General features: G+C 66.3%; 18 protein-coding genes and 1 pseudogene. 15 read left to right on the top strand and 4 right to left on the bottom strand.

Going from position 1 to position 23,528, the window contains the following annotated elements:
• Positions 1–433 precede the first annotated feature (433 nt).
• The 14 genes and pseudogenes from ACPEES_RS04420 (at position 434) to ACPEES_RS04485 (ending at position 14,670) form a co-directional block, all read left to right on the top strand.
• The gene (locus tag ACPEES_RS04420; RefSeq protein ID WP_435101443.1) at positions 434–1,306 is read left to right on the top strand and encodes a class I SAM-dependent methyltransferase; all 873 of its coding nucleotides are present in this window, start codon (positions 434–436) and stop codon (positions 1,304–1,306) included.
• 489 nt (positions 1,307–1,795) lie between these two features.
• Positions 1,796–2,545, top strand: coding sequence for an SDR family NAD(P)-dependent oxidoreductase (locus tag ACPEES_RS04425; RefSeq protein ID WP_435101445.1), 750 nt, complete (start codon positions 1,796–1,798; stop codon positions 2,543–2,545).
• Positions 2,546–2,586: 41 nt separating this feature from the next.
• Positions 2,587–3,003: a hypothetical protein gene (locus tag ACPEES_RS04430; protein ID WP_435101447.1), complete on the top strand. Its 417-nt coding sequence runs from the start codon at positions 2,587–2,589 to the stop codon at positions 3,001–3,003.
• 352 nt (positions 3,004–3,355) lie between these two features.
• Positions 3,356–4,786, top strand: a pseudogene (locus tag ACPEES_RS04435) (SLC13 family permease).
• 811 nt (positions 4,787–5,597) lie between these two features.
• Positions 5,598–6,098, top strand: a complete 501-nt coding sequence (locus ACPEES_RS04440; RefSeq protein WP_435101449.1) for a helix-turn-helix domain-containing protein — start codon at positions 5,598–5,600, stop codon at positions 6,096–6,098.
• Entirely contained in the window at positions 6,083–6,472 is a 390-nt protein-coding gene (locus tag ACPEES_RS04445; RefSeq protein WP_435101451.1) for a VOC family protein, read from the top strand. The genes ACPEES_RS04440 and ACPEES_RS04445 overlap by 16 nt, the downstream gene beginning before the upstream one ends.
• Positions 6,473–7,172: 700 nt before the next feature.
• Positions 7,173–7,706: a L,D-transpeptidase family protein gene (locus tag ACPEES_RS04450; RefSeq protein ID WP_435101453.1), complete on the top strand. Its 534-nt coding sequence runs from the start codon at positions 7,173–7,175 to the stop codon at positions 7,704–7,706.
• 116 nt (positions 7,707–7,822) lie between these two features.
• Positions 7,823–8,188, top strand: a complete 366-nt coding sequence (locus ACPEES_RS04455; protein ID WP_435101455.1) for a hypothetical protein — start codon at positions 7,823–7,825, stop codon at positions 8,186–8,188.
• Between the two features lie 531 nt (positions 8,189–8,719).
• Positions 8,720–9,289, top strand: a complete 570-nt coding sequence (locus ACPEES_RS04460; protein ID WP_435101457.1) for a ubiquinol-cytochrome c reductase iron-sulfur subunit — start codon at positions 8,720–8,722, stop codon at positions 9,287–9,289.
• A gap of 151 nt (positions 9,290–9,440) precedes the next feature.
• Positions 9,441–11,114, top strand: coding sequence for a PQQ-dependent dehydrogenase, methanol/ethanol family (locus ACPEES_RS04465; protein WP_435101459.1), 1,674 nt, complete (start codon positions 9,441–9,443; stop codon positions 11,112–11,114).
• A gap of 98 nt (positions 11,115–11,212) precedes the next feature.
• Positions 11,213–12,109 (top strand): substrate-binding periplasmic protein, encoded by an 897-nt coding sequence (locus ACPEES_RS04470; RefSeq protein WP_435101461.1) that lies wholly within the window; start codon positions 11,213–11,215, stop codon positions 12,107–12,109.
• A complete protein-coding gene (locus ACPEES_RS04475; protein WP_435101463.1) occupies positions 12,106–13,095 on the top strand; it encodes an ABC transporter ATP-binding protein in 990 nt (329 codons plus the stop codon). The genes ACPEES_RS04470 and ACPEES_RS04475 overlap by 4 nt, the downstream gene beginning before the upstream one ends.
• 14 nt (positions 13,096–13,109) lie before the next feature.
• Entirely contained in the window at positions 13,110–13,937 is an 828-nt protein-coding gene (locus ACPEES_RS04480; protein WP_435101465.1) for an ABC transporter permease, read from the top strand.
• Positions 13,921–14,670, top strand: coding sequence for a hypothetical protein (locus tag ACPEES_RS04485; RefSeq protein ID WP_435101467.1), 750 nt, complete (start codon positions 13,921–13,923; stop codon positions 14,668–14,670). Before ACPEES_RS04480 ends, ACPEES_RS04485 begins: the two co-directional genes overlap by 17 nt.
• Here the strand turns inward: ACPEES_RS04485 and ACPEES_RS04490 are convergent.
• Entirely contained in the window at positions 14,624–15,316 is a 693-nt protein-coding gene (locus ACPEES_RS04490) for a hypothetical protein (protein WP_435101469.1), read from the bottom strand. The genes ACPEES_RS04485 and ACPEES_RS04490 overlap by 47 nt on opposite strands.
• A gap of 1,362 nt (positions 15,317–16,678) precedes the next feature.
• Between ACPEES_RS04490 and ACPEES_RS04495 the strand changes: the two genes are divergently transcribed.
• Positions 16,679–17,950 carry a porin gene (locus ACPEES_RS04495; RefSeq protein ID WP_435101471.1) on the top strand — a complete coding sequence of 424 codons (1,272 nt, stop codon included), beginning with the start codon at positions 16,679–16,681 and terminating at the stop codon, positions 17,948–17,950.
• Positions 17,951–18,061: 111 nt separating this feature from the next.
• Here ACPEES_RS04495 and radA read toward each other — a convergent pair whose 3' ends face one another.
• Genes radA through dnaB form a run of 3 tightly spaced genes read right to left on the bottom strand, consistent with a single transcriptional unit; the run spans position 18,062 to position 23,440 of the window.
• Positions 18,062–19,444 carry a DNA repair protein RadA gene (gene radA / locus ACPEES_RS04500; RefSeq protein WP_435101473.1) on the bottom strand — a complete coding sequence of 461 codons (1,383 nt, stop codon included), beginning with the start codon at positions 19,442–19,444 and terminating at the stop codon, positions 18,062–18,064.
• 34 nt (positions 19,445–19,478) lie between these two features.
• A complete protein-coding gene (alr, locus tag ACPEES_RS04505; RefSeq protein ID WP_435101475.1) occupies positions 19,479–20,555 on the bottom strand; it encodes an alanine racemase in 1,077 nt (358 codons plus the stop codon).
• Positions 20,552–23,440, bottom strand: coding sequence for a replicative DNA helicase (gene dnaB, locus ACPEES_RS04510; protein ID WP_435101477.1), 2,889 nt, complete (start codon positions 23,438–23,440; stop codon positions 20,552–20,554). Before dnaB ends, alr begins: the two co-directional genes overlap by 4 nt.
• Between the last annotated feature and the right edge of the window lie 88 nt (positions 23,441–23,528).

Raw genomic sequence — 23,528 nt, forward strand, 5'->3', positions numbered from 1 at the left:
GCAGGCGATGAAACACTGGTACGCTGACAGGCCCGATCTATTTCACAAAAAGCCACGGAATCGTCCGGGACCTGACAACTAATCCAGTAGGTGACGCCGTCGAGTTCTACGCTGCGCGCCCTCCCGGCGGCGTACCATCGCGTTACGGCCGACCGTCCACTTCTGACCGACAGCGGTCGCTGATGAACGGGTGTGCGTCGTTCGCACGGTGCAGCCGTCCGTCGGCTGCCAGTATGAAGCGGCTTTTGGACAGGCCATCGGCGACCGGCGAATCATCAGGAACGCCGTGGCCTGATCTCCTCGCTCAGCGTACTTGATACCAGGCAACCGACACGCCTGATCCGTGGCACTCGACAATACCTTCCTGCCCGACTATAGAAGGGAAATTCTTCCTGCCACTGCGCAACGCCCGGACGCCGGAGGAGGTAGCGCCATGAGCGAACGCCCGTTCGATCCGGCGCAGTGGGAGCAGACGGCCCGGCGGGGCTGGGACTCAGCGGCGTTGGGCTGGAAGGATTGGGCGCCAACCATCGAGGCCGGCGCCCATGTGGTCAACAACCGGCTGGTGGAAATGGCACGCCTTGAAGCCGGTCAGAAGGTCCTCGACATCGCCACGGGCTACGGCGAGCCTTTGGTGAGCGCACTCGAACGTATCGGCGCCACCGGCAGCGCCGTGGCAACGGACCTCTCACCGGAGATGCTCGTGCTTGCCCGTGAGCGGATCACCGAGCTGGGATTCGCGAACGTCGCCTTTCATGAATGCAACGGCGAGACTCTGAACATCCCTGAGACCGGGTTCGACGCCGCTCTGTGCCGCTGGGGCCTGATGCTGATGGCTGACCCAGACGCGTGCCTTAGACGGGTTCACGAGCTGCTTAAGCCGGGCGGGTATGTCGCCATGGCCGTCTTCAGCGAACCGCAGAACTCGCCGCTGCTAGCGATTGCGGGCATGACGGTGCGGCGCGAGGTCGGCGCGGGGCCGTCGGCTCCCGGCGAGCCCAACATCTTCCGGCTCGCCGACGCCGCGGATCTTCAGCGGCGGTTCCATGAAGCCGGCTTCGGCGAGATCGCGCTGGAGCAGGTCTCGGGTACGTATGTCTACGAGTCGCCCGAGGCCTACACCCGCTTCATCCAGGACGTCGCCCAGGACATCGTCAGACTCCTCGAGGGGCTGTCGCCCGAGCGACAGACGGCCATCTGGCGAACGGTCGCCGAGGCGGTCCAACCGTACCAGGCAGAAAACGGCCAGGTTCAGCTTGGTTTCGAGTGTCATTGCATCGCGGCACGTAAACCGGCTGGGGCTTAGGGCTGCACGAAAGACCAGGGAAGGCCATCAACGGGATGGCTGCGGCTGCTGACGAGCGCCCGACATTGCCACTTGGATCGATGTCGCGTTCGCAAGGCGCGTCATTCGCCCATGATGACTGCTCGCGGCCCTTCTTCTCCGCCCGGGGTTGAGCGCTGACTACAGCGGCGTTCAGTCCGGACGCCTTTGTTCTTTGCGTCGCACGGCTATCCCATACCCCCAGCCTGACCGGATTCAGCCATCCGCCGAGTTCCGGCTCCGACCCGTCACCAACTGGACAGAACCACCCGGCGATGCAAGCCTGCGGGAAGGCGCAGGAGGGGAACCTCCACCCCCGCATCCCGAAGCTGAAGGGATGGCGTATGGCCGGATCATCCTCGGTTTCATGATCGCCACGGCCTTTTTGTCCATGTGGATCCCCAACACGGCGACGACCATCATGATGACTGCATACTTCGCGTACGGATTCAGACTCGGAGAGAACGAATCATGGAATTCAAAGACAAGGTCGCTCTTGTAACGGGTGCCGGCACCGGAAACGGAGAAGCGTTGGCAGAGCGTCTACATGCTGGTGGGGCGTCGGTCGTGCTGGTTAGTCGTCGCCTTGAGCCGGTGGAATTGGTTTGTAGGAGAATTGACCCGAAGGGTGTACAGACTTTGGCGCTCAAGGCAGACGTGCGTGATCCATTAGCTATGGCATCCGCAGTGAACCAAAGCATCGAGCGATTCGGGAAGCTCGATTTGGCTGTGAATAACGCTGGTGTAACTGGTCCAGCCGGTGTGCCGGTCCAGGACGTAGAACTGGATATATGGCGCGAGGTCATCGACACGGGCCTGACCGGTATCTTCCACTCCATGAAGTATGAGATACCTGCAATACGGGCCAATGGTTCTGGTGCGATCGTGAACATGTCGTCTGCCAATGGATTAGTCGGGCTAGCGGGCATGGCCGCATACACCGTAGCGAAACACGGAGTAATCGGGTTGACTCGCTCAGCCGCCCTGGAGTTGGCAGAGTCAAATATCCGCGTATGTGCAGTTGCACCGGGCTACGTCGCAACCCCACGGATAATGGATTCCGGCAAAGAGGTCACGGACTGGATGGCGAGCGTGCATCCCATGAAGCGTCTCGCCACCCGGGAAGAAGTTGCTGATCTGGTCGCATATCTATTGAGTGAGCGCGCGGCCTTCATTACCGGGAGCGTCCATTCTATAGACGGCGGGTACACCGCACAGTAATGCTATTGCGCATAACCGGAACGTTGGGCGGACGGGAATTTATGAATACTCCAATCTTAATTGCCGCTGGAATCGTGTTTCTTGCATTTATGGCTCATACGGTTGTTGGTAATCGAGAGGCACTGAGTACACGGCCCTCGATGGCGGGTGGCGCGCACGGCGGCGATCCGACCACCGTGGAACGCAACTGGGTCCAGTCCCTCTGTGCCTTCCAGATGGTTACGGTCGATCTTCTTGCGCTGTCACTGCTGCTGTTTGCGCTGGGTGCTACGGACGCCGTACCCGCAGAACGGGAAGTCGCCGTAGCCGTCTCGGTTTTCCTTGCACTCTGGGGCGGGGCCTGGCTTGTCCAGTTGCTGGCATTGCGCCGTCGTCTGACGGACTATCTGCTGCTCAGTCAGTGGCTTTTCTGGTTTGTTTGTTCTGGCCTACTGTATTGGGGATCGCAGTCCCTATGAGTGGGGCCCAAAAGGAGGGTGGGCGGCGTTCATCCCATCACGTAAGGCGGACGCGTGAGACGCGCCGCTTCGTTCAGCGTCGCTACCGAGAATCCGCTTCTGGCCGAACTCGAACTCCGGTAGCTCAGGGCTGGACGGGACCATCCGGCGATGAAAACCTTCGTGAAGACGGAGGCGGAATTGGCTTTGACACCCAATCCCACAGCCGGAGGCCCAATCCTGGCACCCGGAGGGACATCGGATGGCCCATGACGAGCGAGACGATACGGACCGCGAAGTAGACGTCTCCGAACCCGCTGTGCATGGAAGCTCTGGATCCGGGAACGGTGCCTTCCCCGAACCGCTCCCCTGGATGCGGGCTGCCGGCCTGATCGGCGGACCGCTGCTCGCGATCGTCATTCTGTTCAGTCCCGAGCCCGAGGGCATGCCCGACGAGGCGTGGCGAATGGTGGCGGTGACGGTCTGGATGGTCGTCTGGTGGCTGAGCGAGGCGGTGCCGATTCCCGCGACGGCGCTGCTGCCGCTACCGCTTATGCCGCTGCTCGGGATCAGCGGTATTACCGGGACGGCGGCCCGGTATGCGCATCCCCTGATCTTTCTGTTCCTCGGCGGCTTCCTGCTGGCGGCAGCGATGCAGCGGGCCGGGCTTCATCGGCGTATCGCCCTCCACATCGTCACAGCGGTGGGGACGTCGCCTGGCCGGATCATTCTCGGCTTCATGATCGCCACCGCCTTCTTGTCCATGTGGATGTCCAACACGGCGACGACGATCATGATGTATGCCGTCGGCCTCTCGGTGATTGCCTTCGTCGCGGAGGAAACCTCCAGCGAGGTGATGGTCAGGAACTTCGGGGTGGCGCTGATGCTGGGCATCGCCTACAGCGCGTCCATCGGCGGTGTCGGCACGCTGATCGGTACGCCGCCCAACGCGCTTCTCGCGAGCTTCCTCCAGAGCAACTACGACGTCGGGATTACGTTCTTCAACTGGATGCTGCTCGGCGTGCCGGTGGTCGTCATCATGCTGCCGGTGGCCTGGCTGCTCCTGACCCGGCTCCTGTTCCCGGCACGCAAGATCGCCATCGAGGATCCCCAGCGGGTCATCGATGAACAAATGGCGGCGCTCGGGCGGATGCGCCCGGCCGAGCGGCTGGTCGGCACCGTGTTCCTGGGTACCGCAGTCTGCTGGATCTTTCGCGGCCCCATCGCCGGGGTGACCGGGCTGCCCATCGACGACACGATCATCGTCATGGTCGCAGCCCTGGTCCTGTTCTCGGTGCCGGTCTCGCCGGCGCGGGGCGAATTCGCCCTGGACTGGGAGGCCGCGCGCGATGTGCCCTAGGGCGTGCTGATTCTCTTCGGCGGCGGGCTGGCCCTGGCGCAGGGTTTCTCCGTCAGCGGCCTTGCCGAATGGATCGGCAATTCGGTGAGCGGCCTGAGAGTGAGCACTCTTGTGCTTGTGCTCGTCGTCATGGCGGCGATCGTCTACCTGACGGAGATCACTTCCAACACCGCGTCGACGGCGACGTTCCTGCCGATTCTCGGCGCCGTCGCTATGGGCCTGGAGCTCGACGCCGCCGTGCTGACGGTGCCGGTGGCACTTGGCGCGTCCATGGCGTTCATGATGCCGGTGGCGACGCCTCCCAACGCGATCGTTTTCTCCTACGAGCAGATGCGGCTCCGTGACATGGTCCGTGCAGGCTTTCTGCTGAATCTCATCGCGATCGCGGTCGCGTTCGGCCTGTTCGTGCTGCTCGGGCCGTTCGTCTTCGGCTTCACCCTCTGAAAATCGGTCGCGGGAGCGGCTGACGCAGGTAATGGTGAAACGATCACGACTTGATTCAAGAACTGACGCGCGGTCACCAAGTCGCTCACCTGCCCACCCCTCATCCGATCGAGCGGGCATAGGCCGCCAGACAATGGATGATGGTTCGGGCGCCGGATCCAGGTGTCAGCCGCATCCTCGCGCGGCAGCAGAATCGTCAACGCTTCGTAGATACCAAGTAGCAGGCTCAACCGCTCCAGCTGATGCACGTCCAACGTACCGTCAGGATGTGTCTTCCAGCGCCGGTAGGTGCTGGTGTTGTCCACCATTCCCGTGGAGAAGCCTGTGGACAGAGCGGCAATGGCCGCGTCACTCCAGGGAAAGCGACGTCTGATCACAAACTGATCAGTTCGATCAGCCTTGGCAGTTCACGAACAGATCGGCGCCGGGCGTGCGCACCTCAGCGCGCTCGCCCGGCATCTGTTTCGCAACGCGCCCACGTGCCTTGCCGACAAGCCGCACGACGGCTCTGAGACGTGGCAATATTTGTCGAATGGTCAGTAACATAATCGCCGGGAACTGTCCGATAAAGGCCGACACGTCCCGGCGCTCGGCGGGACTGGTGCGCCCCCTACCCTGGCGTGGGTTTCGAGAGCGGTGTGGCGCGATTACCTGCAACGGTGTACGCGGTGGAACCACGCGCGAACCGTCACGGCACTACTCGCCGCCGTGCTGTACACCCTTGGATTAGTGGCATTCGGCGGCACGTGAGTCGACGGTACGTGCAGGACTTCCCCCGACGCCGCGTGGCGGTCATTGCGGAGATCGCACCATGCTAACGCCAATCAATCGAATCCTGATCGCCCGTGCGCGGGCACGCCTGAGCGATCCGCGGGAGTGGCAAACATCGATCGCCGCGCTGGCCGACGACGCCGGCATGTCCCCTTACCAGTTCATCCGCCTGTTCCGCCGGGTGTTCGGCGATACCCCACACCGGTTCCGGATACGGGCGCGGCTGGACCGGGCGCGGTGGCTGCTGGCGACGGATCGGGGGTCGGTCACCGACGTCTGCATGGAGGTCGGCTACGACAGTCTGGGCTCCTTCAGTACGGCGTTCACCCGCCACTTCGGCGAGCCGCCCTCGACATGCCGGCGACGCTTCGTCGCATGCGGCGACGCGCGGCTCACCTCGCCCCAAACGCTGATCCCCGGTTGCTTCGGCCTAATGGGCGGCCCCGCCCTGATCCGCAATTTCCGAGAAGCCGTCAGTGGGAACGTGTGCGATGCTCCCGGAACAGCAACCAGGGAGCGACGCCCATGCGGATCAAGCTGACGAGTATCTTCGTCGACGACCAGGACAAGGCCCTCGCCTTTTACACCGACGTCCTCGGCTTCGTGAAAGCCAACGAGATACCGGCCGGCGAGTATCGATGGCTGACCGTGAAATCGCCGGAAGGTGGTGACGTGGAGCTTTCCCTGGAACCCAACGCCAACCCGGCCGCCCAGGCGTTCCAGGCCTCCCTCTTCGAGCAAGGGATACCCATGACCGCCTTCGAAGTGGACGACATCGACGCAGAGTACCGGCGGTTACGCAGCCGGAACGTCGTCTTCACCGTGGACCCGACCGAGGCCGGCCCTGTAACCATCGCCATCTTCGCCGACACCTGCGGCAACCTGATACAGATCTATCAACTGAACGATCGCTGATGCTGGCGACTCATGGGCCGCTCAGGGCGGGGATGGGGAACGACAACACCGCAAAGTCATCGCGCTTCTGGTACTTTCCGCAAACGCGTGGTGTTAGCTGGTTTGCGGTAGTCGAAGCCATGGACATTGGCAGGGCGTCCGACTCACTAACCTTGCAGGGAGTATTGTCAGGTCTCAGTGGCCGTGTGCGCCGCTGTGGCAAGGCGCGAGGAGCGTGGTGTAGCAAGGTCTACATGAGTGACGAGCAACGCAGACCACAGCGGCGCACACGGCCACCCACAGGGCGCCACTGTGCGGTGCCTCGGCGGCGTTGCGCTCGCTTGACGTGAGCCTCGCCACGCCGGCGCTCACGCGCCTTGCCGAGCCCCCGCGCAGTGGCGCTGAGACCTGACAATACTCCCTGCAAGATTAGTAAGCATGGAGCGTTGCGCCGAGTGCAGTAGCCGAACTCGTTGGGTAGCGCCGTTGACGCCTTGGAACGCGGCTATCATGGCCCTCTACCTCTTGGCGTCCCCTGCTTTGATACTCGTCGTCACGATCCTGGGCGCGGGTAGTCTCGCATGGTGGCTGTGCCTCTCTGCCGGTGCGCTGTTCGCGCTCTCTCAAGTCGGGCGGCTCTACGTGCGCGAACTTCGGTGCGAGATCTGCGCCCGCACGGCAAGGCGGCGCGGCCCGCGTTTCATGGTGTAATGTTCAGGCAATGGCAAAACGCACCAGAATAGCCATCGTGCTCTTCGCGCTGGTTGTCCTCGGCGGAACAGCTTATTTCGCGGATTCCCACCTGCCCCGCTTATTGGCCGAACCGCTTCCACAGGCCGACGCGGTTCTGGTGCACAAGGCCGAACGGAAGCTGTACCTGCTCAGAGACGGTGAACCGTACCGGGCGTACGGCATCGCGCTTGGCGCCAACCCGAACGGCCACAAGGCCCGGGAAGGCGATGAACGCACACCGGAAGGCTCGTACGTGCTCGACTGGCGCAACCCCGACAGCGCATACCACCTCTCCCTCCATATCTCGTACCCGAACGACGCGGACAAGGCGCGGGCCGCTGCTCGCGGTGTGCCGCCCGGCGGCATGATCATGATTCACGGTCAAAGGAATGGCCTCGGCTGGCTCGCTGGTATGCTTCAACGCTGGAACTGGACCGACGGGTGCGTGGCCGTCACCAATACGGCCATGGAAGAGATCTGGCGAGCGGTGCCGAACGGTACGCCCATTACGATCAAGCCGTGAGGCCAGACGACGCGCTATGGTCAACCGTTTGCGAGCACCGGGGCAGAGGGACTCACCCGGCGACGACACACCATCAGTGCGCGGCAACGCTTTGTCGCCAGCCGCCCGGAGAAGACATGGACCGCAACCCGGCATTTACCCTGAACAAACCGCGTTCACGCCTTGGCAGGTGGTTCGATGCGGCCGCCTCCATCCTGATCAGCGCGGCGGTCATCGCGGCCACTGCGCTGATAGGCCTGCGGGCCGCCGACGATGGCGTCGTGCTGGACGATGCCACGCCTCTGGTCAGGCTCGTCGGCGAGCTGTGGTGGTTGCTCGGGCTGTTCGGTGTCGCCGGCGTTGTCGCCGGGATCTACAGCTTCCGGCTGAAGGATCTTCCCCGCGCTTTCGCGTCTGCCCTCGCCCTTCTGCTGGCCGTGGGCGCTTACGTCATCGTCCTCCTTGCCGTGCAGTACTTCGCCGAAGTCGGCTGGCCGACGTAATCGATCCTTCCGTCGTACCCGTCATCGCCCGCCCCCACGCCGAGGGCGCTGAAAACGCGCCGGGGGCCGCTATCTCCTGACCGTCGGGGGCATCCCGACTGCCCCCGTCCATACGACTGGACCTCGTGGTCCCGGTACCGCTCGATGTTACGGACGAACTGTCGAGCCGGCCCGGCGGTGTCCCAGATACGGCACGAACTGTCCCGCCCACGGTCGCCGGCGCTGTTACAACGCTGAAACGCCAAACCGCACGCCGCCTGCCAGCTCCACCGGCCATGGTGGCGCCACACCGCGGGCGCATCCCCGCAACCTGCCCCCAGGGGCAAGATCGGCCCGTCAGCGGCTGTCGACGCAGACATCTGACTGGATGGCACGGCATTCGCATAAGCGCCAACCCAAGGGGCACGGCGACCGCTCGCCGAACGGCAGCGACCGCTGAATCCCGGTTCCCCGTTGATCATCGGGGCGCAGATTTCAGCCTGGCTTTGACGCCCCGATTTAGAACAGTTTTCAGGAGGAGGTTACCCGGATATGGCTAACGATCATGGCAACGTGGATCGACACCGGCGCATGCTGCTCGGCGCCGGGGTCGGTGGCTGCGTTGGCGCAGCACTGGGCACTCGGGTGGAGACCGTCGCGGCCGCATCCACCGTCAAGCCGGGCGATGTGCTGGTGCACTCCGGCGGTGACGACCAGGGCGAGGCGGTCGACGCGAAGGCCCTTATCCCGCTCGAGCCGGTGCTCACCCGGCCACGCTCGAGCGCTGGCAAGGTGCGCCAGGGCAAGAACAACCTCATTACCGTGGTACGCGTACCGGCCGGAGAGCTGGACCCGCGCTTCGCGGACGTCGCCGCCGGCGACGTTGTGGCGGTCTCCGCGGTATGCACGCACCAGGGCTGCCTGGTATCCGACGTCGGCCACTTCGGCACCGCCGAGGGCAAGCTCGCTTGCAGCTGTCACGGCAGCGTCTTCGACCCGCGGGTGGGGGGCAAGAACGTCGAGGGCCCGGCGCCGCGTGGCCTGCCCGCGCTGCCCATCGACCAGAAGGACGGCCAGCTCGTGGTCACCGGCGAGTTCACGGGCAAGGTCGGCCCATCCTAGCGGTCACGGCGCGCCGGTCTTTTCCGGCGCTCGACCCCACCATTCGAGCGGCGCGTAACGAACATAACGACATCCGAATCGACGGTATTACGCCGACGGGAGCCACCTCGCCCGGCGAGGCTTTCCATCAAGCAGGAGGAGACAAGCAATCATGCTCAAAAAAGCAGCAGTGACACTGTCCGCCGCGGCACTCGCCATGGGTGCCGCCAGTGTCCAGGCAGCGGATGGCTACAACCCGGTCACGCCCGAACGGCTCAAGGAGCCGGAGGCCCGCAACTGGCTCCACTGGCGGGGCAATTACAAGGGCTGGGGCTACAGCCCGCTGGATCAGATCGACACCGGCAACGTGGCCGACCTGGAGGTCGCCTGGACCATTTCCTCGGGGGTCACCGAGGGCCACGAGGCGCCGCCTATCGTCAACGACGGGGTGATGTTCGTCACCGCCGCCTACAACAATCTCTACGCCTTGGACGCCACCACCGGCGAGCTGCTGTGGCGATACAAGCGCCAGTTGCCGGACGATGTGGTGACCTGTTGCGATGTGGTCAACCGCGGCGTGGCGGTACGCGGCGAGACCGTGTACATGGGCACCCTGGATGCCCACCTCCTCGCCCTTGACGCCAAGTCGGGCAAAATCAAATGGGACGTCACCGTGGAGAACTACAAGGAGCGCTACGCCTTGACCTCCGCGCCCATGGTGATCGACGACAAAATCATCGTCGGCGTGCACGGCGGTGAGTACGGCGTGCGCGGTTTCATTGCCGCGTACGACGCGCAGAGCGGCAAGCAGCTGTGGAAGACCCACACCGCGGTCAGCGACGGCAGCTGGCCGGGGGACACATACAAGACCGGCGGCGCGCCGCCGTGGCTCACCGGCACCTACGACCAGGAAAGCGACACCCTGTACTGGGGCACGGGCAATCCCTCGCCGTGGATCGATCCCGCCCGCAAGGACAAGCATGACCTCCACTGGTCGGTATCCGTGGTCGCACTCAACCCCGATACCGGCAAGATCAAGGACGCCTTCCAGTACAGCCCCAACGACGCCTGGGACTTCGATGGCACCAACGAGCCCATGCTGATCGACATCGACGGCAAGCCGTCCATCGTCTCGCCGCAGCGCAACGGCTACCTCTACCGTCTCTCCCGCGAAGGCGGCGGTGTGGACTTCGTGGACGCCTGGCCGTTCGCGGAAAGCAACGTCTACGAGAAGATCAAGCCGGACGGCACCCCGGTGGTGGACGAGACGCACCGGCCCCAGGTCGGCAAGACCGTGGACGCCTGCCCGGCCTTCCTCGGCGCCAAGAACTGGATGCCCTCTGCCTATCATCCCGACACTGGGCTGATGTACGTACCCACCAACGAGTGGTGCATGAAGATCCGCGGGGCACAGGTCGAGTACAGTGCCGGCCAGCCCTACGTGGGCGCGGAGTTCGAGATGTACCAGGTGCCGGGCTTGGACCACGTCGGCCAACTCCAGGCGATCGACCCGGCCACCGGCGAAGTGCAGTGGAAGGAGGACTTCAAGGCCCCGCTCTGGGGGGGCGTGCTGACCACCGGTGGCGGCCTGGTATTTGCCGGCAACCTGGACAAGCGCGAGTTCATGGCCTTCGACGCGAAGACCGGCGAGAAGCTGTGGAGCCAGACCACCAACTCCGGGGTGGTGGGCACACCCATGTCCTACACGGTGGACGGCACTCAGTACGTCGCGGTGTGGTCCGGCTTCGGCGGCGCCATCCCGCTGTGGGCCGGGCCGGTCGCCAAGCTCACGGAGAGCATCCCCATGGGCGGCGTCCTCTGGGTATTCAAGCTCGACCAGGACTGAAAACGGCCTGACGGCTACCTCTCAATGCGACGGCGGCGCCCGTGGGCGCCGCCTCTTCTTCTCGGGGGCGGAGTTCCACCCTCAATGGAGGTCCCGCAATGCGCAGCTTGATGACCCTCATCCTTGGCCTCATGACCCTGTTGCCTGGCATCGTCGCTGCCGCTGACTACCCCACGCAGTACCCCTTCCCGCAGAGCCGGCTGCAATCCGGCCCGGAGATCCGTTTCTGCATCGACAAGCGCAACCCGACCTGGTCCACGCAAAAGGCCATCGCCGAGGAGATCGCCCTCAGCCTGGGGCGCCCCACCGAGTTCTACGTCACCCACAAGGCCTCCGAGGCCAGTGGCTATCAGGTGGCATCCACCCGCAAGGAGTTCCTCGTCCACCTCGCCACCCATTGCGACGCCTACATGGGGCTGCCCGGCAGTACCACCGCCGCGTTCGACTACCCGGCGGACGAGGAGATGCTGGCGAGCCGCCCCTACTACCGCACGAGCTTCGTGCTGGTCTCCCGTGACCCCGACGTGAGCAGCCTCACCAACCTCCCCAGTGACGCCCTCCTAGCCCTCCAGGGCCGCGGCGTGCCTTACCTGCTGCTGATGACCACGCGCCCGGACAGTGTCCAGGTCAAGCGCTTCCAGTCCACCGAAGCCATCGTCTCGGCGCTGCTCGCCGGCGAGGTCGATCACGGCGTGGTCTACGCCCCGCAGCTCTACGCCCAGGTCGAAGACCCGGCCGCCGAGGGGCTCCATGTGCACCCGGTTACCAGCCTGCCCAACATGGACTGGTACGTCTTTGTCGGCCTGCGCAGCGACCGGCCGACGCTGCGCCAGAAGTTCGATGACGCCATCGTGCGCCTGCTCGAAAACGGCCGTCTCGCTCGCATCCTCGCCGACCACAGCCTGCCGACCGAGGTCTTCCAGCCCGCGGCCGTGGATGCCGAGTTGCCGGACGACGACTTCGGCGCCGACGACGATGACGAGGACGACACATGACCGACGCCGCCATCGAGGTGGTCGATCTGCGCCACAGCTACGGCAGCGTGGAAGCGCTCCGGGGGGTGAGTCTATCGGTCCCCCTGGGCAGTTTCTTCGCCCTGCTCGGACCCAACGGCGCGGGCAAGACCACGCTAGTGCATGCCCTGTGCACGCTGCTGCGGCCGAGCTCGGGTCACGTGGGCGTCGCCGGCCACGATGTGCGCACGGCCCCGCGCGAGGTACGCCGCTCGCTCGGCCTGGTCTTCCAGGAGCCGAGCCTGGACGACCGCCTCACCGTCTTCGAGAACCTGATCTTCCACGGCCGGCTCTATCAGGTACCACGGCGCCGTCGCAGCGCCCGCGCCTGGGCGGCGCTGGAGCTGGTCGAGCTCACCGACTGGGCCAATGCCACCGCCGCCACGCTATCGCGGGGCATGAAGCGGCGCCTGGAGATCGGCCGCGCCATGCTCCACGAGCCGAGCCTGCTGGTGCTCGACGAGCCCACCACCGGCTTGGACGTGCAGAGCCGGCGGCGCATCTGGGAGTACCTGGCGCGGCTGCAACGCGACTACGGGGTCACGCTGCTGCTCACCACGCACCAGATCGCCGAGGCCGAGGGCGCCGACACCGTGGCGATCATCGACCAAGGCGAGCTCCAGGCCCTGGACAGCCCCGCCGCCCTGCGCCAGCGCATGGGGCGAAAACTCGTGAGCCTGCGCCTGACCGACGAGGGCCTGGAGCGGCGCCTCGCCGAGCGCTTCGCCGAGCGCTGCTGGCAGCGCGGCGGCGCGATCTGGATCGATGCCGACCAGCCCGAGGCGTTGCTGCACGAGCTGCTCACGGATGAGGCGAGCTGGACCGGCGTCGAGGGCCTGGAGCTGGTCGATCCCAGCCTGGAGGAGGTCTTCGTCGCCCTCACCGGTCGCGACCTGCGTGACCAGGCGGCCGACCCGAAGGAGCGCCTGCACGGGGCCGCCCGCGCCGGCGTCGAGCACACCCGCTAAGGGGACAGAAACCCATGGCACGGCTAAGCGACGCCATTCGGAACGGCTTCGAATTCCTGGCCGCGGTGCACGCGGTATGGCTGCGCGAGGTGCTGCGCATGCTGCGCGACAGCGGGCAGATCGTCGGCGCCTTCAGCCGCCCGGTACTGTGGGTGATGATCTTCGGCATCGGCCTGACCCCGTACTTCCGCACCGGGCTGCGGGAGACCACCTTCATGGTGCCGTTCACCTACATCCAGTTCATTCTCCCCGCGGTGGTGGTGCTCAACCTCATGTACCCGGCGGTACAGTCCGCGGTTTCGCTGATCTGGGACCGGGAGTTCGGTTTCGTGCGCGAGGTCTTCGCCTCGCCCACCCCACGCAGCGCGGTGTTCTTCGGCAAGCTTCTCGGCGGGGCCACCATCGCCATGGCCCAGGGCCTGCTGGTGCTGATCCTCGCCCCCGCCGCCAACGTCCCGGTGGCCTACACCACCATCATCGCCGCGCTGCTCCCCATGGCCGCGGTGGCGCTGGCGTTCACCGCCATCGGCCTGTTCCTGGCCTCGCGCATGAGTAGCTTCCAGGGCTTCGGCGTATTCGCCAATACACTGATCCTGCCGGCGTTCTTCCTGGCAAGCTCGATCTTCCCACTGGACCCGTCGTTATCGATGGAGCAGGCGTTGCAGAAGTTCCCCGCATGGCTGGTATTCCTGGTCCACGCCAACCCAGTGACCTACGCCATCGACGAGCTGCGCTGGGTGATGATCGAGTACCGCCAGTTCGACGCGCTTGCTGCGCGCAGCGTGCTCGCCGCCTTCGTGCTGATCCCGGTGCTCCTGGCCTACCATGCCTTCCGTCGCTGAAACGTTCACCCGAATCCGGCGCCGCCTCGGGCGCTCAGGGCTGATGATCGCCGGCGGCATTGCCGCACTCCTGGCGGTACGCGAGCTCCCGCCGGACGCCTCGCTCGCCGAGGTCCGCAAGGCCGGCGCGCTCATGGTCTGCGCCCCGCCGACGCTGCCCGGCCTGCTCGAGCCCCGACCCGGCGGCGACGGCTACGCCGGGATCGAGGCGGGGCTTGCCCGGTCGGTGGCCGAGGAGATCGGCGTGCCCGTGCAGTGGAATCCCCAGCCGGGTTGGGGCAGCGCCATCGACCCCAGTGACTGGGGCATACGCCCGTCGGCCTGCAACCTGGTCGTCGGGGGCATCGTCGCCAGCGCGCAGACGCGCGCACTGCTCGATCTCGTCCCCTATGCCCGCGAGCCCTGGGCCTTCGCCGGCAACCCCGAGGCCGACACGGCTGGGCTGTTCCTGCCGCTCTGGGGGATCGATCGCGGCCGCGCGGCGCACTGGCTGCGGGATCAGGGCTATCAGATGCGCCTGTTCTTCGACGGCGAGCGCGCGCGCGAGGCCCTGCGCGCCGGCGACGTGGGCGCGGTGCTTTCGCTGCGGCCGGTGGCACACTGGCTGGCCGGCGATCGCTTGCCGGTGACGCCCACCGAGGCCCTGCCCGCGCGCACGCTAGCGGTTGCCACCTGGAAGGGGCGCACTACCCTGAGTCGCGCCGTCCGGCGGGCATTGCCGCCACCGCAATGAGCGGTCGCGCTGCGAGTCGGCCGGCCATCAGCGCGCCGACGATAACGACCACAGCAAGACCACCATAGAGCAGCAGCAGGGCCGGGCTCCAGTAGAGCACGTAGAAGCGGATCTGACTGCCCAGGCCCTGCCCCAGAGACAGCACCTCCGCCGTGAGCAGCATGAACAGCGCCGTGCGCACCGCGCGCTGCACGCATTGCCGCCGGGCGCCGGGACTCCGCTGGCGCGGCGCCAGCCCCCCTACCAGCCAGGCGCCGCCCCCGCAGGCCGCGAGCACCACGGTGCCCTGCCCATCCAGGCGCAGGTGCACCATCATGTTCAGGGCGACGGCGACGAGCACCCACGGCACCGCGAGCGCGGTGAGCAGCAGCGGTGTCACCGCGGTCTCCACCCGCTGCCAGCGGCGCATGGCCAGTGCCAGCGGCAGCGCCCCGACGGCGGCCCAGACCAGGGCCTCGAGCAGCCGCGACACACTGACTCGCAGATGGGTCGTGGCCGACGGCCACTCGGCGTTGATCCAGGCGAGCCCGGCGCCACTGCCGAGGATCGCGGCTACCAGCCAGGCCACGAGCACGGCCGCGGCGATCCCCAGGATCGCGGGAAGCCAGCTGCGACCCGCGGCAATGCGCTTGGCGTCGATGGTCATGGCGGCGTCTCCCAGGCCGAACAGCCGGCAGGTGATTCCACCGAAGGCGGGTGTCGCCCCGGGCAAAACAGGCTCGCGGCCGCGAGTGCGGTCGTGCGGGTCATGGTCATGGGTCTGCTCCTGATTTGTTCTGCTGATGCGCCGCGGTGGTCCGGTCCGTGCGGATCCGCCCTCCCCCGGACGCCGATCCAGGCCATTGCAAGCACTGTACCCGCGGGCGAGCGGTGGCCGACAACCCGGCGCCCGGCCGATGCGGAGCGGCCGAGCGAGGCCCCGCCACGTCTGTGATGCCGCGCCAGCGGTCCGCGCGGCGCCCTCGTGCCGGGAGCGCGCGTTGACGCGCGCGACCGCCTCGCGCGACGCCTCGACGCCGGCCCCTTCCCGGCAGCCGCGGTGCGCCGGAATCGATACACCCAGTTCCGCACCCCGGGCCGTATCGATCAAAAATTGATATAGCCAGCGTGAGCACTGATCCCATCGGCTGAAATACTAATCTTCTCAGAAGTATTGTCATACGTCAGAGCACCACAGCGGCCCGGGGGCAAGACGCGTTCGCGCCGGCGTGGCTGGGTCACGTCAAGCGAGCGCAACGCCGCCACCGGGTCGCTGTGGCGCTCCCTTTGGGCCGGTCTGTGCGCCGATGGGATCTGCGTTGCTCACCGCTTATGGTGCCCGGCTACACAGCGCGCCTCGCGCCTTGCCCCATCGGCGCACAGACCGGCTGACGCATGACAATACTTCTGAGAAGATTAGTAACAAGAGCGATCAGCACGAAACGCTACGAAACCAGGGCTAAACGCAGCCGCCATGGGCGCTGCGAGCCCGGGGCACATGCCCACCAAGCGATGAATCGCCATGCCGTGGCGACGATCGCCTTCCGAGTACGGTCTGGATACGGGCCATGACGGGGTCGAGATCGTGCTGGAAAACACCCAGCTCAAACGGCGCCGGGAAACGCATGCGGGCTCTATCACATCGCCCAGGCAGAGATGGAGAGCCTCTATCACCAGATCCCGGGCTCGGGTTACTCCGTGCTACTCACCGACCCTGAGGGCTCCCCCGTCGATGGCGGGGGGCGCGGATCATGTGCCCGCCCTTGGCGCGGTCACAGCTGCCGTAACGCAAATGTTACACACGCATGGGTGCGTCCGGCACATTCCGTGCCCCGATGGCACAGCGAGCACTCCCTCGCATGGGCGCGCGGGCAGCCGATCCCCCGCCAATCGCCGCATTTCGCCGCCTTGACGCTACGGCACCACTCTTGCAGCCGGCGGGCCGCGCCGGGCTCCGGCGCGCTACTCGGCGACCCGGACGACTCCCGCGTCGCCCAATAAGACCCATTACAAGAGTGAGGAGAGACGCATGCGGTATCGCACTATCGCCGTGCTTACGGCGGCTTCGGCCCTGTGTATCGGCTCAGGCACGGCCTCCGCCATCGAGCTGACCCAAGGGGATTGGCGACTGAACATCAATGGCAACGTGAACGTCCACGCCATCAACAATAGCTGCGGCGACAGCGGCGACGCCACGGTGCTGGGGGGCGTGACCTGCCCGCTGTTCGGCGACGAGGACAATCTCGGCGGGGGCGACGACCGGGTCTCCGGCGTGTCCACCGGGCTGCTGCCGGCGGCGTTGGTGTTCAACCTGGGCACTACGCAGAAAGACTGGAACGGGCGGCCGTGGGACCTGAACGCCGTATTCGGGTTCTATCCGGGGGTCGTGAGCAACAGCGATCCCAACCTGGACCCCGGGCAGACGCAGGGGCTGCAGTCCGCGTCCATCGATACCCGGCAGGTCTACCTGCAGTTCGCCAACGACGACTTCGGCACCGTGAAGATGGGCCGGGATTTCGGTCTGTTCGGCTATGACGCCATCATCAACGACATGACCCTGCCCGGGGTCGGTGTGCAGGGCTTCCAGGCGCCCACGCCGAACAACACGACGCTGGGTTCCATCGGCTACGGCTACCTCTACACGGACACCCTGAGCCAGATCACCTACATCACGCCCAGCTTCTCCGGGTTCACGGTCAAGGCGGGCATCTACCAGCCCCTGGACGCCGTGAACTTCTCCACCCTCAGCGCGGAATCCGTGGCGAGCAAGAAGAGCCAGCCCGGTTTCCACGGCTCGGTGCGCTACGACATCGACGCCGCCGGCGTCACCGGCTTCGTGTCGATGAACGGCATCACCCAGGAGCACACTGGTCTTTCCGGCACCCGGAACCGGGACGGCGACAGCTGGGGCGTGGACTTCAACGCCATGATCAACGTGGCGGATTTCAGCGTCCTGGGCTCGTACTACACGGCCGAGGGTATGGGGAACACGGCGCTGTTCTTCGACGCCTTCGATGCCATGGGCGAGGCGCGGGACTCCGACGGCATGCTGCTCCAGGGCACCTACGCCATCGGGCGAACCAAGCTCGGTGTGAACTACGGTGTCAGCCGGCTGGACGCCAACCCGGGCGACCCGGGGACGCTGGTGGCCGAAAGCCGTAAGTACACCGTCGGCGTCTACCACGATTTCACGGACAATCTGACGTTCCTGGCGGAGTACTCGGACGCCACGTCCGAAAACCAGGCGGGTGACGACTACGCCAGCTCCAACATCAACGTGGGCGCATTCCTGAGCTTCTGACGCGAAGCGCCGGCAGGGCCGCCTGCGGGCGGCCCTGCTCTGTCGGCTACGCCCGCGATTCCATTACGGCCAAGCGGTCATGAGCGGGCATTGCCGCCCGCCCGGTTCCCTTCAGAACAAGGCATCCATCGCCTGATCCAGTCGCGTCACCGGCACGATCTCCAGCTCCGAGGGTCGCTGGCCCTTGGGCGGCAGGTTCTTCGCCGGCACCAGCGCACGGTGGAAGCCGTGCTTGGCGGCCTCGGTGAGGCGTTCGGGGCCGTTGGGGACGGGGCGAATCTCGCCGGCGAGTCCCACCTCGCCGAACATGACCCATTCCTGTGGCACCGGCCGGTCGCGAAGACTGGAGAGCACGGCCATGAGGCCGGGGAGGTCGCTGGCGGTCTCGGTGACGCGCACGCCGCCGACGACGTTGAGAAAAACGTCCTCGCCGAAGGTGCTCACGCCGCCGTGGCGGTGGAGCACGGCGAGCAGCATGGCGAGGCGATTGCCGTCGAGGCCGAGCGCCACGCGTCGGGGGTTGGACAGGGGGCTCTCGGAGACCAGGGCCTGGACTTCCACCAGCAGCGGCCGTGTGCCTTCGCGGGTGACCATGACAATGCTGCCGGGCACCGCCTCCTCGTGGCGGGAGAGGAATATGGCGGAGGGGTTCTTCACCTCGTGCAGGCCGGTGTCGAGCATGGCGAAAACGCCGAGCTCATTGGCGGCGCCGAAGCGGTTCTTCACCGCACGCAGCAGGCGGTAGCGGCTGCCGGAGTCGCTTTCGAAGTAGAGAACGGTGTCGACCATGTGCTCGAGCACCCGCGGGCCGGCGAGCTGGCCGTCCTTGGTGACGTGGCCGACGAGGAAGAGCACGGTGCCGGTCTGCTTGGCGAAGCGCACGAGCTGTGCGGAGCACTCGCGTACCTGGGCCACGGAGCCCGGCGCGGAGCCCAGCGCTTCGGTGTGCAGTGTCTGGATGGAGTCGATGACCATGACGCCGGGGCGCTCCGCAGCGGCGGCGTCCAGGATCGCCTCCACGGAGGTCTCGGCGAGCAGGCGCAACCCCTCGGCGGAGACGTTGAGACGGCTCGCGCGCAGGCCCACCTGGCGGAGGGACTCCTCGCCGGTGACGTAGAACGCGCTGTGGGATGCCGGCAACCGCGCGGCGGTCTCCAGCAGCAGGGTGGACTTGCCGATACCCGGGTCGCCGCCCACCAGGATCACGCCGCCCTGCACCAGCCCACCGCCGAGCACGCGGTCGAGCTCGCCGATACCGGTGGAAAAGCGCGTCTCCTCGTCGGTGGGCACGTCGGCAAGCGCCCGCACGCCCTGGTCGCCGGCGTACTGGCCGCGGCTTCGCCCGCGGGCAGCCGGCGTCGGCGCGCTCGCCTGGACCTGCTCCTCCAGCGTGTTCCAGGCACCGCAGTCCGGGCACTGGCCGGCCCATTTCGGTGTCTCCCCGCCGCAGGCGGTGCACACGTAGACGGTTCGGGTCTTGGCTGCCTTCGCCATGGGGTCTCCCTGTTCCCGGCGGCTATTGTCGGCGTCAGTCCGCGTAGACGAACGACACCCGCGAGGTGAGCTGGCAGACGAGCTCGTAGGCAATGGTCTCGCAATGCGCGGCGACGGTCTCGACCGGCAGGTCCTCCCCCCAGAGCACCACACGGTCGCCGACGGCGGCATCCGGCACGGGCCGCAGGTCCACGCAGAGCATGTCCATGGACACGCGCCCGGTTAGCCCGGTGGTCCGCCCGCGCACGAGCACCGGCGTGCCGTTGGAGGCATGGCGCGGATAGCCGTCACCGTAGCCGATGGAGACCACGCCCACGGGCATGTCCTCGGGGCAGACGAACGTGCCGCCATAACCGATACGGTCGCCGGCGCGGTGATGGTTGATGGCGATGAGCCGCGCCTCCAGGGTCATGCCCGGGCGCAGCGGCGGGCGTTCGCCGCCGTCGATGAACGGTGAGACGCCGTAGAGGCAGACACCGGGGCGCACCCAGTCGCCGTGGACGCCGGGCCACCCCAGGGTGCCGGCGGAGTTGGCGGCGGACGCTTCCCCCGGGAGTCCGGCGCGTGCCTGCTCGAACGCGCGGCGCTGGGCGGTGGTGGTGGGGTCATCACGGTCGTCCGCACAGGCGAGATGGGTCATCCAGCGGATGGTGCCCACGGCCTCGCAGCGGCGCAGGCGCTCACGGGCCGCGTGGGCATCCTCGGGCCGGAAGCCGAGGCGATGCATGCCGGTGTCCACCTTGACCCACACATCGATGGGCTCGCCCGCCGGCGCCTGTTCCAGGCACTCGATCTGCCACGGAGAGTGAATCACCGCCTCCAGGGCTTCACGACGGAATAACGGGATCTCCTCGGCACCAAAGAAGCCCTCCAGGAGCACGATGCGATGGCGGTGACCGGCGGCACGCAGCGGCAGTGCCTCGGCGAGACAGCTCACGGCGAAGGCGTCGGCCTCGGTGAGCGCACCCGCCGCCCGGGTGAGGCCGTGGCCATAGCCGTCGGCCTTGAGCACCGCCATCACCCGCGCGCCACCAGCCGTGTAGGAGCGAACCACGGCCAGATTGTGACGCAGTGCCGCCAGGTGCACCGTCGCGCGGGTGATGCGGTTCACGTCCAGGCCTCACCGCCGTAGACGTTGTCGATGTAGTTCTCGAAGCGCGTGAACTGCCCCATGAAGGTGAGCCTCACCGTGCCCACCGGGCCGTTACGCTGCTTGCCGATGATGATCTCCGCAACGCCCTTGTCGGGGCTGTCCTCGTTGTAGACCTCGTCGCGGTAGAGAAAGATGATGACGTCTGCGTCCTGCTCGATCGCTCCGGATTCACGTAGATCGGACATCACAGGACGCTTGTTCGGGCGCTGCTCCAGGCTGCGGTTGAGCTGGGAGAGCGCGATCACCGGCACGTCCAGCTCCTTGGCCATGCTCTTCAGCGCCCGGGAGATCTCCGAGACCTCCTGGGCGCGGTTCTCCTTGGAGCCCGGCAGCTGCATGAGCTGGAGGTAGTCGATGAGGATGAGGCCGAGGCCGTGCTCGCGCTTCAGCCGGCGGGCGCGTGCGCGCATCTCCGTGGGCGAGAGCCCGGGCGTGTCGTCGATGAAGAGCTTCGCCTGGGAGAGCAGGTTCATCGTGCTGGTCAGCCGCGGCCAGTCGTCGTCCTCCAGGCGGCCGGAGCGGATCTTCTGCAGCTCCACCCGTCCCAGCGAGGAGAGCATGCGCATGGCGAGCGCCTCGCCCGGCATCTCCATGCTGAACACCGCCACCGGCGTGTCGCCCTTCATGGCGGCGTTCTCGGCGATGTTCATGGCGAAGGTGGTGTTATGGACCAGGATGTCCTCGGCCACGAAGCTGTGCGTCTGCGCCACGGTAAGGTCGTAGACCCGTTTGACACCGGTGTACTCGATGGAGACGACCGTGTCCCAGTAGAGATCGCTGCCGCCCAGGCGCGCCAGATACTCGTCATCGAGCAGGTCTGCCAGCTCCATCGCTCTGGAACGGGAAAGCAGACGCCGGCTCCCGGCTGAGGTATGGGCATTGAAACCGTGGGGGAGATCCCGTCCCTTCGCCGCATAGATCTCCCGCCAGGTGTGCTCGCCCTTGTGCTGTATCACGTAATCGCAGACGGACTCTGGTAGCGAGTCGGTATTACTTTGCGCCCTTGTGGCGGCCAGCAGTTCCCGGGCACGTGCGAGCCTGTCCTCCTTGCCGAAGATCCCGATTTCGTGGATGAAACGCCTGAGGCTGGCCTGATGGCTGACGACCAGCTCCCACGCCTCCCGCACGTCATCTCCGTACTTAATCGCCTTATGGCGCAGCCGGGCCAGAATTCCGAACCGAAGCAGCAAATGCTGCACATCCCTAGCCAGCCCGGATGACGACGTGGCATATGAGAGCAGGCACTGATCGGCGTTCTGAACGTACAGGCTGCCGTCACAGGCAAACAGTCGGTTCAGGAACAACGCGAGCGACGCCCTGGGCAGCCGGAACACCGCGGCGGGAATCCGCTTTTGCAGCGCTGTCCTGCCTCTCAGCCCGTACTCTTCCAGCCACAGCGAGACACGGTTCTTGCAGTTCTTGCCGGCACCGGCGCGCTCCCCGGCCAACAGCTGCCTCTCGGACACGTCGAGTGCCGCCGCCACGGAGGCAAAAACGGCTTCACCCGGCAGATTCCTGCCCTGCAGCCAGTAGGTCACCGTAGCGGGTACGACACCCACCATCTCGGCCAGCCGCCGACCGGTGACCCCGGCACGCTGCATCAGAGCTCTTGGACTCTCGGAGAACTCACGCGTGGCAGCCGCGACGCTGGCACCATCCGCCAGCACGCGCACCGAGGGTGTACGCGCACCGGATGTCACGGTGCGGCACGCCACCCCGTGGAAACCTCTCACCGACCGCTCGAAGTCCTCCCGAAGACGCGAATTGGCGTTGGTGAACGTCGGGTTGGCTTGGGTCGTTCCGCCGTCGGCGATGAAGTACGCCAGCAGCTTCACCTCGTGCTCCGGCATGCGCTCGTTGCCGAAAACCGGCAACTCCCGCGGTACGCCTATGCGCTCACCCGCGCTGATCTCCGACAGCGGCTTCCATCCGTCCCCCGTCAGGTAGGGATGCGTGAGCGTGGTCTCGATGGTGCGCCCCAGCGCCGTCACCACGCGATACGTCGGCTTGAACCCGTCGTCCAGATAGGCGCTGGGGGTCGCGTCACGAAGTCGGAGACCTTCATCCAGCGTCAGCACCCGCCCCTCCCGGCGCCGGACGATATCCTCGATGGCAACGAGGTCGCCGGTCCGGGGGTCGAGGACGCGGCTCCCCTCGACGATGCACTTCCCCATCGAGGGCCTGCCCGCGACGATGACCATGTCGCCGTTCTGCAGCCCGGAGGTCATGCGGTCGAAGTCGCTGAACCCGGTGGCGAGTCCGGTGACGTCGCCGTCCTGGTGGTAGAGGGTGTCAATGCGGTCGACGACGTCCGGCAGGATGTCGCGAACGCCCACGAAGCCCTTGCGGTGGCGCCCGGACTGCTCGGCGATCTCGAAGATCGTGCGCTCGGCGTAGTCGAGGAGCTCGTCGCTGGTGCGACCTTCGGGGGTATAGCCGGCGCTGGCGACCGCGGTGCCCGCCTCGACGAGCTGGCGCAGGACGGACTTCTCGCGGACGATGTCCGCATAGGCGCGGATATTCGCGGAGCTGGGGGTATCCTTGGCAAGGGCGCCCAGGTAGGGCAGCCCGCCGGCGTCCTCGAGCTGGCTGTTGCTCTTCAGCCACTCGGAGAGAGTGACGGCATCCATGGGCTGCCCGCTCTCGGCGAGCGTCTCCATGGCGCGGAATATCAGCCGGTGGTCGCGGCGGTAGAAATCCGCTTCGCCCACCCGGTCGGCGACCTGGTCCCAGGCGCCGTTGTCGACCATCAGACCGCCGAGCACGGCCTGTTCGGCTTCAATGGAATGTGGCGGAACCTTGAGCGCTTCAGTCTCGCTCAGTGCCGCGCGCGCGTCGGCCATGAACCCCCTCCGGCCCCCAGCACTCGGGGTCACGGTTCAACGGCGAACGGCCGGGCGAAGCCCGGCCGTCACGGGCGAGTCGGGTTAA

Source organism: Arhodomonas sp. AD133 (genome assembly GCF_051195215.1).
Lineage (GTDB): Bacteria > Pseudomonadota > Gammaproteobacteria > Nitrococcales > Nitrococcaceae > Arhodomonas.

Coding starts and splice junctions, on each gene's coding strand:
- ACPEES_RS04420 (WP_435101443.1), top strand. CDS start 434: ATGAGCGAACGCCCGTTCGATCCGGCGCAGTGGGAGCAGACGGCCCGG.
- ACPEES_RS04425 (WP_435101445.1), top strand. CDS start 1,796: ATGGAATTCAAAGACAAGGTCGCTCTTGTAACGGGTGCCGGCACCGGA.
- ACPEES_RS04430 (WP_435101447.1), top strand. CDS start 2,587: ATGAATACTCCAATCTTAATTGCCGCTGGAATCGTGTTTCTTGCATTT.
- ACPEES_RS04440 (WP_435101449.1), top strand. CDS start 5,598: ATGCTAACGCCAATCAATCGAATCCTGATCGCCCGTGCGCGGGCACGC.
- ACPEES_RS04445 (WP_435101451.1), top strand. CDS start 6,083: ATGCGGATCAAGCTGACGAGTATCTTCGTCGACGACCAGGACAAGGCC.
- ACPEES_RS04450 (WP_435101453.1), top strand. CDS start 7,173: ATGGCAAAACGCACCAGAATAGCCATCGTGCTCTTCGCGCTGGTTGTC.
- ACPEES_RS04455 (WP_435101455.1), top strand. CDS start 7,823: ATGGACCGCAACCCGGCATTTACCCTGAACAAACCGCGTTCACGCCTT.
- ACPEES_RS04460 (WP_435101457.1), top strand. CDS start 8,720: ATGGCTAACGATCATGGCAACGTGGATCGACACCGGCGCATGCTGCTC.
- ACPEES_RS04465 (WP_435101459.1), top strand. CDS start 9,441: ATGCTCAAAAAAGCAGCAGTGACACTGTCCGCCGCGGCACTCGCCATG.
- ACPEES_RS04470 (WP_435101461.1), top strand. CDS start 11,213: ATGCGCAGCTTGATGACCCTCATCCTTGGCCTCATGACCCTGTTGCCT.
- ACPEES_RS04475 (WP_435101463.1), top strand. CDS start 12,106: ATGACCGACGCCGCCATCGAGGTGGTCGATCTGCGCCACAGCTACGGC.
- ACPEES_RS04480 (WP_435101465.1), top strand. CDS start 13,110: ATGGCACGGCTAAGCGACGCCATTCGGAACGGCTTCGAATTCCTGGCC.
- ACPEES_RS04485 (WP_435101467.1), top strand. CDS start 13,921: ATGCCTTCCGTCGCTGAAACGTTCACCCGAATCCGGCGCCGCCTCGGG.
- ACPEES_RS04490 (WP_435101469.1), bottom strand. CDS start 15,316: ATGACCATCGACGCCAAGCGCATTGCCGCGGGTCGCAGCTGGCTTCCC.
- ACPEES_RS04495 (WP_435101471.1), top strand. CDS start 16,679: ATGCGGTATCGCACTATCGCCGTGCTTACGGCGGCTTCGGCCCTGTGT.
- radA (WP_435101473.1), bottom strand. CDS start 19,444: ATGGCGAAGGCAGCCAAGACCCGAACCGTCTACGTGTGCACCGCCTGC.
- dnaB (WP_435101477.1), bottom strand. CDS start 23,440: ATGGCCGACGCGCGCGCGGCACTGAGCGAGACTGAAGCGCTCAAGGTT.